The 14650-nt window shown below is 64.1% G+C and carries 13 protein-coding genes; 4 read left to right on the forward strand and 9 right to left on the reverse strand.

Translation table 11 applies throughout. The features are described from left to right. Positions 1-87: 87 nt before the first annotated feature. Together BLU37_RS06570 and BLU37_RS06575 are read right to left on the reverse strand one after the other, a co-directional pair. Entirely contained in the window at positions 88-924 is an 837-nt protein-coding gene (locus tag BLU37_RS06570) for a sulfotransferase family protein (protein WP_090203356.1), read from the reverse strand. Between the two features lie 175 nt (positions 925-1099). Further along, entirely contained in the window at positions 1100-2689 is a 1590-nt protein-coding gene (locus tag BLU37_RS06575) for a glycosyltransferase family 39 protein (RefSeq protein ID WP_090203360.1), read from the reverse strand. 221 nt (positions 2690-2910) lie between these two features. On the opposite strand from BLU37_RS06575, the gene BLU37_RS06580 reads away from it, so the two are divergent. Together BLU37_RS06580 and BLU37_RS06585 are read left to right on the forward strand one after the other, a co-directional pair. Continuing rightward, entirely contained in the window at positions 2911-3504 is a 594-nt protein-coding gene (locus BLU37_RS06580; protein ID WP_090203363.1) for a phage tail protein, read from the forward strand. 99 nt (positions 3505-3603) lie between these two features. Beyond that, on the forward strand, positions 3604-3915 hold the full coding sequence (locus BLU37_RS06585; RefSeq protein ID WP_090203366.1) for a DUF6916 family protein: 312 nt from the start codon (positions 3604-3606) through the stop codon (positions 3913-3915). Here BLU37_RS06585 and BLU37_RS06590 read toward each other — a convergent pair. From BLU37_RS06590 to BLU37_RS06605, 4 genes are read right to left on the reverse strand one after another with little or no spacing between them, the layout of a single operon-like run. Next, on the reverse strand, positions 3908-4402 hold the full coding sequence (locus BLU37_RS06590; RefSeq protein WP_019362957.1) for a GNAT family N-acetyltransferase: 495 nt from the start codon (positions 4400-4402) through the stop codon (positions 3908-3910). The two genes, BLU37_RS06585 and BLU37_RS06590, sit on opposite strands and share 8 nt — an antisense overlap. A 29-nt stretch (positions 4403-4431) precedes the next feature. Beyond that, positions 4432-6528 carry a biotin/lipoyl-binding protein gene (locus BLU37_RS06595; protein ID WP_090203369.1) on the reverse strand — a complete coding sequence of 699 codons (2097 nt, stop codon included), beginning with the start codon at positions 6526-6528 and terminating at the stop codon, positions 4432-4434. Beyond that, positions 6528-7850 (reverse strand): efflux RND transporter periplasmic adaptor subunit, encoded by a 1323-nt coding sequence (locus BLU37_RS06600; protein WP_090203372.1) that lies wholly within the window; start codon positions 7848-7850, stop codon positions 6528-6530. The genes BLU37_RS06595 and BLU37_RS06600 overlap by 1 nt, the downstream gene beginning before the upstream one ends. Continuing rightward, positions 7847-8626 (reverse strand): efflux RND transporter periplasmic adaptor subunit, encoded by a 780-nt coding sequence (locus BLU37_RS06605; protein ID WP_090203375.1) that lies wholly within the window; start codon positions 8624-8626, stop codon positions 7847-7849. The genes BLU37_RS06600 and BLU37_RS06605 overlap by 4 nt, the downstream gene beginning before the upstream one ends. A 212-nt stretch (positions 8627-8838) precedes the next feature. Between BLU37_RS06605 and BLU37_RS06610 the strand changes: the two genes are divergently transcribed. Both BLU37_RS06610 and BLU37_RS06615 read left to right on the forward strand, forming a co-directional pair. After that, a complete protein-coding gene (locus BLU37_RS06610; protein ID WP_090203378.1) occupies positions 8839-11013 on the forward strand; it encodes a tol-pal system YbgF family protein in 2175 nt (724 codons plus the stop codon). Positions 11014-11019: 6 nt separating this feature from the next. Beyond that, positions 11020-11724, forward strand: a complete 705-nt coding sequence (locus BLU37_RS06615) for a DUF3142 domain-containing protein (RefSeq protein WP_090203381.1) — start codon at positions 11020-11022, stop codon at positions 11722-11724. Positions 11725-11861: 137 nt separating this feature from the next. Here the strand turns inward: BLU37_RS06615 and BLU37_RS06620 are convergent, their stop codons facing one another. The 3 genes from BLU37_RS06620 to BLU37_RS06630 are packed head-to-tail and all read right to left on the reverse strand — an operon-like array spanning position 11862 to position 14644. Then, the gene (locus BLU37_RS06620; protein WP_090203384.1) at positions 11862-12728 is read right to left on the reverse strand and encodes an ABC transporter permease; all 867 of its coding nucleotides are present in this window, start codon (positions 12726-12728) and stop codon (positions 11862-11864) included. A gap of 18 nt (positions 12729-12746) precedes the next feature. Continuing rightward, the gene (locus BLU37_RS06625) at positions 12747-13601 is read right to left on the reverse strand and encodes an ABC transporter ATP-binding protein (RefSeq protein ID WP_090203386.1); all 855 of its coding nucleotides are present in this window, start codon (positions 13599-13601) and stop codon (positions 12747-12749) included. Between the two features lie 5 nt (positions 13602-13606). Beyond that, positions 13607-14644, reverse strand: coding sequence for an ABC transporter substrate-binding protein (locus BLU37_RS06630; protein WP_090203389.1), 1038 nt, complete (start codon positions 14642-14644; stop codon positions 13607-13609). Positions 14645-14650: the final 6 nt, after the last annotated feature.

Genomic DNA, 14650 nt, shown 5'->3' on the forward strand with positions numbered 1-14650 from the left:
GCTTTCGGTTTGCTCCACCACATGTTTCACCTGCACTTGAGCGCACAGACGCTCAAAGAATTTTTCTAGTGTGATTAAAAACCGCGATCAACTGACCGCGGTGTTGGTTTTCATGCGAATGACATTCGCCGCGCTGGCGGTTCCGTCATTCCAGAACGACAATTGCGCATATTTTTCGAACAGATCCGGCGGCAGGATGGTATGCCGCGACTCCAGCGCCACCTTGGGCTTGACCTTGTGCAGGCCGGCAACACCCAGAGCCTGGTCGAACGCCGGCGCGTCATACGCCAGGTTGTCGAAATCGTGCTCGAACCAGGGCTCGTCGACGAACTCATAGACCAGCCGCAGCACCCGCTCCGGGGCCTGGGACAGCAGGTCGTAGTCGACCAGCAGCAGGGATTCGGCGTGTTCGCCGTAATAGGCTTCCTTCAGCGCGGTCCAGGCATACCCCACCAGGCGGTTGCGCTGGGCCAGGGTTTCGCAACGGCTGTAGACGGTGTTGCGCTCGACGTCGTCGTTGAACAGCTTGGTGTTCTCGAAGGGATTGGCGCGGTACAGCCGTTCCAGGCTGTCCATGACCCAGGCGACGTTGCGCACGCAGACGATGACCTTGGAGCGCGGAAACAGATCCTGCAGTGCCGGCAGGCGCGCGGACCATTGGCGATTGGTATCGAAGATGACCGGCTGGGGAGTCTTGTCGCCGTAATAGGACTCGAACAGACCACGCAACAGCCGACGGCGGGTATCGGTGTCGATCATTGCGCCGAACTCGTTGCCGGCACTGCAGTTTTCCAGCACGCCATTGAACAGCATGCCGACCGGGCTGCTCATGCCGGCGTGAAAACGCGGGTTCTGCAGGAGAATGGCGGACAGCAGGGTCGAGCCTGAGCGCGGTAAACCGGAAATAAAATGGAAACGGCGCATCCCTTCACCCTAAGCATAAGTCCCTTCTATGGACGGAGCGTAGCGTAAGGAAGTGTTTCGGACTAGTAGTGTTTTGATATCAATTTTAGCGATTTTAAATCAGAACGGACACATAGGCACCGCGACTCATGGACTCGGCGAATGGCCCTATCGCTCTATATCAAGGACTTGGCGGTTAGTGTCCACTACATGAAAGATGGCAGGTCTCATATAAAACCGCCTGGGTATCCCCCCCCGCATGCTGGTCGATTTTCCGCCAGCCGGTCGGAATCGACGGAAATTCATCCGGTGCCACCCGGCTCATCACCAACCAGACCCGTCCATTGCCCAGGGGCAAGTCCTCCAGATGATCCAGATAGACCCCGGCCTTTTCATCGGTCAGGGTCCCGAAACCGTAACGATTCGGTCGGGTCGACACCCCCTTGGCGGTTGGCGGGGTATACAGCCGCGGGGCCGTGGCGCTCTGGTCGTAGTAACCCCAGGTCAGGTACCAGAACATGTCACCCAGGACCACCTGGTCGCCCGCCTGCTTGTGCCGGTTCATGTACTCGACCAGGTTGTTGAACTGGTCACCGGCATCCACCGCGTAGTTGTTCTTCAAGCCCACGCCTTCGGCGCTCAGTACCACCGCCAGCAACAGTCCGGCCAGGACCTTGCGCTGTTGCGCCAGGCGGTCGATAGCCAGGGCCAGGATGATCGGCAGCCCCAGTACCGGCACAGTCAGGTAGCGTTCGATGAAAACCGGCGAAACGAACGACACGGCGAACACCAGCAACAGCGGCACGGCGCTGTAGATCACCAGCAGGGTTTCCAGGTGGAAGCGGCTGCGGTCGGTCCAGGCGATGAACACCATCACCAGCGCAATAACGCTCGGCAGGCTGGCGAACAACCACCCTGACATGCCTTCACCGTCCTCCTGGGCCAACACCTGCCAGATCATCGACGGCAGCGAATGCAGCGTCACCGGCGGCTCCCAGCCGACATCGCCGCCGACCTTGAGCTCATCCATGTGCAGCACCAGGTCGATCAGACCCGGCAACCAGGGCAGGAACAGCACCACAATCGCCACGTTGGCCAACCACCAGTCCCGGCAGGCGATGGGGCGTTGTCCGCTGTCGGGATGGCGGCGCAGCAACAGCAGCCAGCACCAGTGCGACAGCACGCACAGCGCGGTGAAGTAGTGGGTGTAGAACCCGGCGGCCATCAGCAGCACGTAGACCACCAGGTAGCGCTTGCGCTGCGGATGGTGAACCCAGTAGACCAGGGCCAGGGTTGCCCCCAGCAACCACACGCCCATCAGCGAATACATGCGGATTTCCTGGCTGTAGCGCACCGCCGTGGGCAGCAGCGCCAGCAGCAGACCAGCCAGCAGCGTCACTCGGCGCCGGGCGCCGACCAGGTGCGTCAGCCAGATGCCGAGGAACACCACCACCATCCCGGGCAGGGCGCTGGCCAGGCGGATCGAGAAAATCGAGTCGCCGAACAGGCCGATCCAGCCACGCAGCAGCGCGAAGTACAGGGGAGGGTGAACGTCGCGGGCCGCATGGGTCCACAGCTCGGCCAGCGGATACTGCGCCAGCAACAGGCTGGAACCTTCGTCGCCCCAGATGGCCGCAGCGGTCAGTTGATACAGACGTACGGCCACGGCCACGGCCAGGATCGGCAGCAACCAGGGTTCGCGAAGCAGTTGTGCAAGCGATTGCGGGAGGGTGACCGGCTGATCATACAGCCGCTTTATCGCCTCGTTACTGCCTGGAACGCCCATCACCACCCTCTGAAAATCAACGATGCCCCCGCTCGGGCTGCACGACGTGCTGATTGTAGGCTAGAACGACATGGACTTGCCTGGCTGTTCCATTTCCGACCTTTGCCCTACAAAAAAAACCTGATTGTCAAAGACTGATACTACGCTGTCATTCGGTGCACAACAGACTTGGGACAACCAGGCGAAGCGCCTCACTCAATACAACTAAAGGAAAGGGATCCATGGAAGTATTTATCGGCACCATTCAGATGTTCGGCTTCAACTTTGCCCCAAGGGGCTGGGCACTGTGCAACGGGCAGATGATGTCCGTCTCACAGAACTCGGCACTGTTCTCACTGCTGGGCACCTACTTTGGCGGTAACGGCCAGACGACCTTCGGCATACCCAACCTGCAGAGCCGGCTACCCGTCGGCCAGGGCACAGGTCTGGGACTGACGCCACGGGTCATGGGCGAGGCCAGCGGCACCGAGAGCGTATTGATCACGACCACCAACTTGCCCCCGCAGAAGATCCCGAGTAGCAGCCTGCCCATCACCACCACCATCAATCTGGCGAGCGCCCCGAGCAATGCGGTCACGGCACCGACCACTCTCAACTCCTATATCGGTGCGTCAGCGCCGTCCGGACCGCCCTCGGCCGGTATCTTTTCCGACGCCCTGGGCACGGGCACCCCGGTGCCTCTCAACGGCGTCACCACCACCCTCAAGAGTGACCTGGTAATACCCGGCGGCGGCCAGCCGATCAGCCTGATGAACCCGTTCCTCGCGGTGAACTTCAGCATCGCCCTGCAAGGGATCTTTCCATCGCGCAACTGAGTCTGCTGCAAAACCTGCAAAAGCCGGCTTGTCGGGCTTCATCGCCCGCAAACCGGTACCTGCAAGGGCTCCCACCTACCGCGTATATGGAGAACATCAATGCTGCAACAAGTTTCAAGCGAACACTTCCAGTGGCTGCTGGACCAGACCTGCCCACTGCACCTGCCGGACGGCAGCGTGCTGCCGGTCCAGGTCGAGGCTGTAGCGCTGCACCCGCAATCGCGGCTGCCGGAGAACTCGCGCATGCCTTTCAGCGTGCAGTTGCACAGCCTGCAACCGACGGATTTCATCGATGGCCTGTGCGGCCTGGAACTGCCGCAGATGGGCCGGGTGGAGGATATCTTCGTCTCGCGCGAGCCGTCACTGGGACGGGACCCGGCCCGGGGTTACTTCAACATCGTCTTCAACTGATGCCCGGATACCACACCAGCCGCTCGGCCCCCGGCGAGCGCTCCTCAACCCCGAACCCCAGCGCCAGGTAATGCTGGCGAGCCTGGGGGTTGCTGGCCCAGACCACCGTCGTCACCGGGCAGCGTACCTGCTGGGCGGCCCTCTGTACCCCTTGCAGCACGCTGCGACCAAAGCCCTTGCCGCGCGCCGCCGGAACGAACGCCAGGTACAACACGCGGATTTCGTTGGGGCCGAAGTCGGCACTGAGCACGCCGATGGGGGTGTCGAGCTTCTCCACCACGTAATGCATGGCATTGGGGAAATGCTCGCCGATCCCCTGGTTCTGGACCTCGAGCTGCTGGGCGACCACCTGCTCGATCACCTCCGGATCGGCATCGATCCACTGCAACTCCGGTCGCGCCGACTGGTAGAGGCTCTGCAGGAACGGACCGTCGGCGGGCCGTGACGGCCGCATGGACAAGCCGTCGGCCGAGGAATTGTTCAACATCGCTTGCACTCCCTGTACTTGGGTGATGACTAAAAACCGCTTTCACGCACGCCCAGCGCCGCGATTCGGCGCCAGGCGATGCCCAGCAGCGACTCACTGCGGCCCTGCAACACGGCCACGCCACGCAGCGGGTGGCTCGGCGTCGGCACCTCTTCGAGCAGTTTGAGCCGCACGCCATATTGTGCCTGCACCGGCTCTGGCCGGCGATTCTCGTCACGGCGCACGGCAATCGGCCCGTGGTGGTCGGAGGTCAGCGCTTCCTGGTCGATCACGGACACACCGTTGGCGTCGATATCCAGCAGTTCCACCGGCCAGGCGGGGCGCATCGGATCATCGGCGACGAAGCGCCCGCTCGCGCCCGGGGCAACCCGCCACAGGTCCTCCTCGGCCAGGTAGCCGCGCAGACGCGTGCCCTCCTCGACGATCCGTGCCAGCGGCTCATGGGTAGAAACCCAGCGTCCGGCGCGCAAGTTCGGCATCAGGTCACGCACCTGGCCGGCCTGGGTTGCCCGCAGCAGCAGGCGTTCGCGCCGGGCTTGCAGGCCACGGTACTCGGCCACCGACTCGGCCAGCCGCTGTTCGAGAATGCCCACGTCCGCGGCGGTTTCGCTACGGCCGGCCTGACGACGCAGTTGCAACTGCAGGATATCGATCTCGCGCCGGACGATGACCGAGCGCGAGTCGATGTCCGGTGACTCCAGTTCCACCAACACCGTGCCCTGTTCAACCCGCTGGCCATCCTGCACATTGACCTGGCGGACCCGCGCCGCCGCCGGCGCATGCATCGCCGTGACCCGCCCGGCCTCAAGCATCGCCGGCACTTCCACGCTGCTTCGCCAGGGCACCGCCACCAGTAACAGCAGGCCCAGCAACCCCAGGCCGCTAAGCAGCACCCGCGGGGTGTGCGCCTGTTCGCGGCGCGCCCACCACTCGCGGGTTTCCTTGAAAATCGGCAGGAAAATGAACCAACCCAATTCCACCAGCATCAGGAAGATACCCAGTAACTTGAAGAACAGGTGATAGACCGCCAGGGCGATACCGAAGAACAGCGCCGCCCGCCACAACCAGGACATGAAGCCCCAGCCCAGCAGCCGTCGGCGCATGCTCGCCGACCAGGGCTCCGGGGCCGGTTCACCATAACCGAACAGCGCTTCGCGCAGGCGCCAGCGACACAGGGCGAAGGCCCGGCCCTGGAGGTTGTCGACCTCCCAGAAATCACTGAGCAGAAAATAGCCATCGAAACGCATGAACGGGTTGAGGTTGACCGCCAGAGTCGTCAGCCAGGTGGCACTGGCGAGCATGAACGCCGCCGTGCGCGCGGCGCCATCCGGCAGCAGCGACCAGGCCAGCAGCGCGATGCAGGCCAGCAGCATCTCGGCCAACACCCCGCCGGCACCGATCAGCAACCGCGCCTTGCGGTCGTTGACCCGCCAGGCATCGCTGACATCGGTATAGAACAACGGCAGCATGACCATGAACGCCACGCCCATGCTCTGCACCCGGCAGCCGGCACGCTTGGCCATGAAGGCGTGGCCGAATTCGTGGCAGAGCTTGGCAAAGAACAGCGCCACGCCAAAGGCCATCGCCCCGCCGAGGCTGAACAGGTGGGGAAAGGTCGCGAGAAAACGCTGCCAATCCCGCGAGACCAGGAACACGCCGAGGCCCAGGGTCAGCGGCAGGCCGTAGCGCAACAGCCGTGGCCCGAAGCGCGCCATCCACGGCCAGGCCCGATTGAGAAAGGCATCCGGCCGCCACAGCGGAATGCGGAAAAACAGGTACTGATGCAGCGCCATCTGCCACAGACTCTGGCGCGAGGCGGCGGCTTTCCAGGCATAGCTGGCGCGCTGCTGCGGATCGAGCGCGGCGATCAGGTCATGGCTGCGCAGGAAGGCCAGCATCTGCTCCAGCTCGGGTTCGCCCAGGGGCAAGCCAGGCTCCCGGTTCGCCGCCTGCAGCACCCGTTGCGGATCGCCCAGCGACCAATGTTGCAGCAGGCGGATGGCCTGGGCCCCCAGCTTGAAGTAACGCCCGCGCACCGGGTCGGCCAGGGTCCAGCGTGGCGAACCGTCCAGGGCTGTCGAGGCGGGCGTCAGTTGCAGGTCCGCACGCAGGCTGGGCAGGTTCATTACAGGCCGACACTCTGGCGCAGCCCGGCCAGTGGCCGGCGCAGCAGGTACAAGGCCAGCGGTGCACGCTGACCGAAGATCTTCGCCGTGCCGCGCAAGCCGATACGCGGTGGCGGCGAGTCGGTGAACCCGGCATCGAGGCGATAGGCCAACTGCCCGGCCGGTGTCGCCTGCGCCTCATAGGCCACGCGCTCGAGCTTGGCCGAGTGGCGCTGCAACGGGTCGCTGTCGAGGAACAACGCCACTTCGGCGTCCGGTTCCAGGGCGATGGCATCGCCCACCGCCAGCTCGATGCGCAGTTCGGCCTGGCTCGGGTCGGCGATTTCCATCAGCCGTTCGCCGGTCTGCACCGGCTTGCCGGTCCAGCGTTCGGCATCGGCGAACACCGCGATGCCGTCGCGCTCGGCGCGCACTTCACTGCGCTTGAGCAATTCGGCGGCGTAGTCGCGCTCGGCGCGCTTCTGCTCGACCCGGGCGGCCAGCAGATCAAGCTTCGAACTCGATTCGGCGTCGGCAAAGGCCCGTTGGGAGTTGGCCTTCAACTCGGCCTCGGCCACGCCCAGAGCCCGCTGGGCCACATCGGCCTGGGCCTTGAGGGTGGTGCTTTCGAAACGCACCAGCAAGTCGCCACTCTTCACCGTCTGGTTGGGCTTGACCAGGAACTCGGCCACCACCCCGTCCAGCGGCGCCGCCACCACCCGGCCGGCCAGTGGCACGACCTCGGCCGGCGCCAGCACCGACTGGCGCACCGGAATCAGCAGGCTGGCCAACGCCAGTACCACCAGCAGCACCTGGCGCTTGCGGGTCAACCGCAGGCGCCACGGCCGACGTGGCTGCAAGGCCAGCCAGGCATGGCTGTAGGTATCGCCCAGTTGCGCCAGCAAGACTTGTTCGGAAGGGCTCCAGGGATTGTCGCGAGCCAGCCACAAGCCGCCGAACACCTCGCCCTGATGGTCGAGCAGCGGCAGCCAGAACACCTGCGATGCCGACAGGCTTTGCCAGTCCTCACGGACCGAGGCACTGAAGGCCTCCATTGGCACCACCGTGGCAGGCTTGGCCCGCTCCAGCTTGAACAACTGCGCCACCGCGTGTTCGACGAAGGCCACGAACGGCGCATTCGGTTCCACCGCGCTGACTCCGGTCACCGCCCGCACCTTGCCGGCGATCAGCAGCGCGGCATGGCGAAAGCCGAACAGCGCCTGGCCGTCGTTGACCAGGCTGTAGGCCAGTTGTTCGGTAGTACGGGCCGCGCGGGTCAGCCGTTCCAGATCGAGAAACTGGGCAAAGACCCGCTCCGCCGCGCCCGCGACCGGTGCGTTCATTTCAGCTCCGCGAAATGCGCCGTGCCGCTCATGCCCGCCAGCAGGCCGTCGGCCTTGGGCAGACTGGCCACCAGCAGCAGGGTCTGGCTGCCTTCGTCGATACGCGCACCGAGGCGCTTGATGGTGGCGGTCAACGGCTGGCCGGTTTCATCCGGGACGAAACTGAAGGTCTGCCCGGGCTTGAGCTTGCTCATCCAGCGCGACGGCACCAGCAGGTGGATTTCCAGGGTACGGTTGTCGACGATCTCCAGCATCGGCGAACCGACCGAGACGCTTTCGTAGCGCTGAACCTTGCGTTGTACGACCTGCCCGTCATAGGGCGCGATCACGCTGCAACGCTTGACCTGAACCTGGTAGACCTGGGCCTGGGCCTGCGCTTCGGCAACCTTGGCCTCAGCCCGGGCCACCTCGAAACGGCCAACCGAATTCAGTGAGGCGAGCTGGCGGTTATGCGCCAGTTCTTCGTTGGCGCCGCGGCCGGCGGCCTGGGCGGCGTTGAGCTGGGCCTGGTAGGCCGAGCAGTCGAAACGCGCCAGGGTTTCACCCTGCTTGAAGGTCTCGCCCTCGCTGAACGGCAGCTCGACGATGCGCCCGGACAGCTCACTGGCGAGCAACGCCTGGTCGCGCGCGCGCAACACGCCACGGGCTTCGCTGGCGGTGGTCGCATGGGCCGCTGGTGCGGTCGTGTCCAACAGCGGATCGGTCTCGGCAGCCTGGCTCTGAGCCACGTACACCACACAGGACAACCCGAAAACCAAACCGCGAAAACGTTGCATAACCGTGACTCCTTGTCGGACAAGCGCGAGTCTACGGTAGCCAGGGTGAGCGTCAAGCAAATTGCCAGTATCGCCCCCCGGCTCGCCGATGTGCGGCAGGTCACAGCCTGCGATGCCTCGCCCGGTACAAGCATAGGTGTAGATCCCGGGCTTCGGTATGATTGGCTCCCTCCCGGCCACGGCGCCGCACGTTTAAGGATTAAGGAAAATTCATGCGTATCGCTCTTCTGACATCCCTGGCGCTGGGCGTTGCCTTCTCGTCCCTGGCCCAGGCCAGTTCCGATAATTTCTGCTACCCGCGCTGGTCGATGATGCAGTACGGCCTGGACCGCTGCAGCAACCTGGCGTTCCTCAGCCCGAGCAACGACAGCCGGGTCAACCTGCGCCTGCTGCTGGCGGACCAGGACAAGCTGCCCCTGGCTCCCAACGAGTTGAACGAAGAAGAACTCTCCGAAGGCTACGGCCCGGTGCCGTTCGCCAATACCCGCGTGCAATCGAGTGCGCCCGATGGCAGCGGCGAAGTGAGCAACGCCGAGAGCGTCGAGCTGGACGAGGCCCTGGAAAAACTCGGGATCAAGCGCGACAGCGAAGCCCCGGCCGGCGACGCGTTCCTCTCCGGCGAGGGCAGCCGCTGCCGCAGCAACTCGGAAGAAAGCGCTGGCGCATTCGTCGAGGCGCTGGTCGGCACCGGCGAGTTGTCCGAGGGCGAGCGCAAGGCGCTGGCCCGCTCGCGGGTGCAGATGCTCGGAACTTGCAACTGGGACCCGGCGCAGCAGGCGGCGCTGTTGCCCACCGACGTGCAATCTGCGCCAGGCCAGGCGTTTGTCACTTATCTGCGGGCCGCCAGCGATTTCTACAGCGGCCGCTTCAGCGAAGCCGCCAGCGGTTTCGCCAGCCTGGCCCAGAGCAACCAGCCCTGGTTGAAGGAAACCGCGCTGTACATGCAGGCGCGTACCGCTCTGAATATGGCCCAGCAGAACACCTTCGATAGCGATGGCATGCCCACCGGCAAGGAAGCCGACCCGGCCCAACTGAAACAGGCCGAGGACGGCTTCAACGCCTACCTCAAGGCCTATCCGCAAGGTCCTTATGCGGTATCCGCCCGTGGTCTGCTGCGCCGGGTCTATTGGCAGGCGGGCGCTGTCGACAAGCAGGCGGCCGAGTATCTCTGGCAGTTCAACCTGCCCGAAAACGCTCCACGCAACGTCTCCCCGGACAACCTGGTGCAGGAAATCGACAGCAAGCTGGTGTTCGGCGTGGGCGAGATCAACCAGCCACTGTTCCAGCTGGTCAACGACCTGATGGCGATGCGCACCATAGGCGACTACGAGTCGAGGAAACAACTGACCCTGGAAACCCTGCAAGCCCACAAGTCGATCTTCGCCGCCCAACCGGCGATGCATGATTACCTGCTGGCAGCGTTCCACCTGTATGTCGAGAAGAACCCGGACCTGACGCTCAAGAGCCTGCCGACCGAGATCCCGTCGAAGCTGGACTACTTCGCCTTCAGCCAGCAGATGCTGCGTGGGCTGGCACTGGAAGCCAAACAGGACTGGCCGGCCGCGGAAACGCTGTGGCTGCAGTTGCTGGCCCAGGTCAAGCAGCCGCTGCAACGCGAGCAGCTGGAACTGGCACTGGCCAACAACTACGAGCGCAGCGCGCGACTGGCCAAGGTGTTCGCCGCCGACTCGCCGATCAAGACCGCCCAGGTGCGCGCTATCCTGCTGCGCCACGTGGCCGATGCCGAACTGCTGCGCCAGCAGGTCAAGCAGGGCCCGGATGCCACTGAGCGCGACAGCGCCCTGTTCGTGCTGCTCTACAAGGATCTGCGCCTGGGCCACTACCCGGACTTCAGCGAAGACTTGAAGCAACTGCCTGCCGAACCGGCCGACACCAAGCTGGGTACCAGCCTGGGCTACGTCTACAGTGGTGGCCAGTCGCTCAGGCTGTTCCGCTGGAATGGCGCCAAGGCCGAGTCCGGCTACGCGTGCCCGGCCATCGCCGAGACCGTCGCCAGCCTGCAGGCCGACGCCAAGGCCCCGGCCGCGCTGAACTGCCTGGGCGAGTTCATCCTGCGCAATGGCCTGGACGGCATGCCGCTGGACAGCCAGCGCAGCAAGGACGAACTGGGCGGCACCCCGTCGCTGTTCAAGGGGCCGCTGTACTCGCGTCTCGACGGCTACCAGCAGGTCCTGGCCGATCCCAAGGCAGCGCACACGGACAAGGCCTACGCGCTGTTCCGGGCGATCAACTGCTACGCCCCGGCGGGCTACAACAGTTGCGGCGGCAAGGAAGTCGAGCCGGCGCAGCGCAAGGCCTGGTTCAAGCAGTTGAAGAGCAAGTATGCCGACACCCAATGGGGCGAGTCACTGCAGTACTACTGGTAAGCGCCGATGGCTCGTTGGTGTTGGCTGCTGCTGGCCAGTTGGCTGAGCAGCGGCAGCGCGCTGGCAGCGGTCGATGCCCGCGAGCATGACGCGTTCTGGCTGTGGAGCGGTGTCGCGCCACAGCCGGTGCTGGCCCAGGCGCGCAGCCTGTATGTGTTGCAGGGGCAGATCAGCCAGTCACGCCAGGGCGCGATCAACTTCATCGCCCAGGGCATCGCGATTCCGCGCCTGAACCGAGGCGAGGTCTGGGTGGTCTATCGCGCCCAAACCCTGCGCTGGCCGGAATCGGTCTATCGCCAACTGCTCGGCCAGGTCAAACGCTGGCAGCAGGCGGGCAACCCGGTGGTGGGCATCCAGATCGACTTCGATGCCCGCACCCGCTACCTCGACGAATACGCCAATTTCCTGCGCGACCTGCGCAGACGACTGCCGGCGGATCTGCGCCTGAGCATCACCGGGCTGATGGACTGGAGCAGCAACGCCGATCCGGCGGCCATTGCCCAACTCAAGGGGGTGGTGGATGAGGTGGTGGTGCAGACCTACCAGGGACGCCACAGCATTCCCGATTATGCCGCGTACCTGCCACGGATGAACCGGCTGGGATTACCGTTCAAGATCGGGCTGATCCAGGGTGGGGAATGGCAGGAGCCCGCGTATTTGAAGGTAAGTGAGTGGTTTCGTGGGTATGTGGTGTTTTTGCAGAATCCTTGAGTCTGGCGGTGTCTGGGTCGACGCTTTCGCGGGCAAGCCCGGCTCCTACAGGATCATGTCGTACGCAAAGTCCGTGATCGACACCGCCTTGCAGGAGCTGGGCTTGCCCGCGAAGGCGTCGGCCCGGACAACAGAGATTACCGCTGCATGCCCCAGCGCTTCACCGTCACCCGCTCCAGGCTGTCGAAGACCAGGTTCTCCACCAGCAAGCCGATCAGGATCACCACTGCCAAGCCGGCAAACACCTTGTCGGTGTACAACTCGTTGCGGTTCTGGAAGATGTACCAGCCCAACCCACCCTTGCCGCTGGTGGCGCCGAACACCAGTTCTGCCGCGATCAGGGTACGCCAGGCGAAGGCCCAACCGATCTTCAGCCCGGCGAGGATCGATGGCAGCGCCGCCGGGATCAGGATGAACAGCACGAAGCGCAGCCCCTTGAGGCCATAGTTGCGCCCCGCCATGCGCAGGGTTTCCGAGACCCCGAGAAAACCCGCGTAGGTGTTCAGCGCCAATGCCCAGAGCACCGAGTGCACCAGCACGAAGATCAGGCTGTTCTGTCCCAACCCGAACCACAACAGCGCCAGCGGCAGTAGAGCAATGGCCGGCAACGGGTTGAACATTGAGGTCAGGGTGCCGAGCAGGTCGCGGCCGAAACGGCTCGACACCGCCAGCGTGGTCAAGGCAAATGCCAGGAGCACACCAACCACGTAGCCCTTGAGCAGCACCACCAGGGAAATCCACACCTTGCTCAGTAGTTCACCACTGAGCAGACCGTCATAAAAGGCGCTGGCGGTCTGCAGAAAGCTCGGCAACAGCAGGTCGTTGTCCTGGTAACGCGCCACGGCTTCCCAGAGCAGCGCCAGCAACACCAGGATCAGGCTCTTGCGCAGCCAGCCCTGTTGCCACAGCCGTTGCGCCAGCGACAGATCGCGCTCCAGCGGTACTTCGAGCACCGGCTCCAGGGTGACTTCATATTCTTCCCGCACGGGAGGTGAAAGACTCATCGGGGACTCTCCAGCCACTCAATAGGCAATGCGGATATCGGCGAAATCCAGTTCGGTTTCGGCCTGCGGGGTTTCGTCGAACAGCAGCCGGTGGATGCGCCGCGCCGATTCCTGGAAGGCCGTGCCGCCCAGGCTCTGCAGGTCGTACTGATGGCTGTGGATCTCTGCCCGTACCCGCCCCGGATGGGGTGACAGCAACAGGATGCGGTTGCCCACCACCAGCGCCTCTTCAATCGAGTGGGTGACGAACAGCAGCGTGAAACGCACCTCCTCCCAGAGTTGCAGCAGCTCTTCCTGCATCTTGCGCCGGGTCAGCGCATCGAGGGCGGCGAACGGTTCGTCCATCAGCAGGATCTTGGGTTGCATCGCCAGGGCCCGGGCGATCGACACCCGGGCTTTCATCCCGCCGGACAAGGTGTGCGGGTAGGCATCGGCAAAAGCCGCCAGGCCAACCTTCTCCAGATATTGCAGCGCCCGTTCCTCGGCTTCGCGACGCTTGAGGGTGCCGGAGGCGAGCAGCGGGAACATGACGTTCTGCTTGACCGTCTTCCACGGCGGCAACTGGTCGAACTCCTGGAATACCACGATACGATCCGGGCCCGGCTCGGTGACCACCTGGCCCTGCAGGCGGATCTCGCCCTCACAGGGCCGAATGAACCCGGCGGCGGCCTTGAGCAAGGTCGACTTGCCGCAACCCGAGGGTCCGAGCAGGACGAAACGATCCTGCGGGTCGACGTCGAAACTGACCCGGTGCGTGGCCCGCACCACCCGCTCCGGGGTGCGGTACTCCAGGCTGACCCGGTCGACCGTCAGCAGCGCAGGCGCCGCAGCGATCGGTTTGCTGGCCGTGTGGCCTGGCAAGGCAGCATTCATGACGATCAGCTCCCTTGCAGCGGCTTGGCGTCCTGGAAGAAGTAGTCCTTCCACGACTCGGGTTTGTGCTTGATGGCGCCCACACGATAGAGGAATTCGGCCAGCGGGTAGGTGTTCTTCGGCGTCACGGTGAATTCGAACTGCGGGTTGTCGATGATCTTCAGCAACGCCGCACGGTCGATCTTGGCCTTGGTCACCCGCAGGTAGGTGTCCGCCGCTGCGCCCTTATCCTTCTGGGCGAAATCGGCCGCTTCAGCCAGGGCGTCGACAAAGGCCTTGTAGGTCTTGGGATTGTCGTTGCGAAATTTCTCGGTGGCGAACAGCACGGTCGGCGAGTTCGGTCCGAACAGATCGTAGCTGTTGAGCACCACGTGCACGTTGGGATTTTCCAGCGCCTGTTCCTGGAACGGCGGGTTGGAGAAGTGTCCGCTCAGTTCCGTGCCGCCGGCCAGCAAGGCCGCAGTGGCGTCCGGGTGTGGAACGGCAACGGTGTACTTGTCCAGGCGATTGAATTCCTTGTCGCCCCATAACTTGGCCGCTGCGTATTGCAGGTAGCGCGACTGCACCGAGACGCCCACTGCCGGCAGGGCAATGCGGTCCTGCTCGGTGAAGTCGGCAATGGTCTTGACCTTCGGATTGTTGCTCACCAGGTAGTAGGGAAAGTTGCCCAGCGAAGCCACAGCCTTGACGTTCTGCCGACCGTAGGTGCGGTCCCAGATGGTCAGCAGCGGGCCGACGCCGGCACCGGCGATGTCCACCGAACCGGAGAGCAGTGCGTCGTTGACCGCAGAGCCTCCCGACAGCTGGGTCCAGTCGACCTTGATATCGATGCCTTCGGCCTTGCCGTGCTTTTCGATCAGGTGCTGGTCGCGGACCACGTTGAGCAGCAGGTAGACGATGCCGAACTGTTCGGCGATGCGGATTTCGCCCTCGGCGTGGGCCGTCGCCGGTGCCAGCAGGGCGCCGGCCAGCAGACTCAAACTCAGGCCGAGGGTGGTGGTGAGGCGGCCGAGTTTCGGCAACCGCGCAAAGGGTGCAGGCATGAGGAT

The organism is Pseudomonas asplenii, assembly GCF_900105475.1.
GTDB lineage: Bacteria > Pseudomonadota > Gammaproteobacteria > Pseudomonadales > Pseudomonadaceae > Aquipseudomonas > Aquipseudomonas asplenii.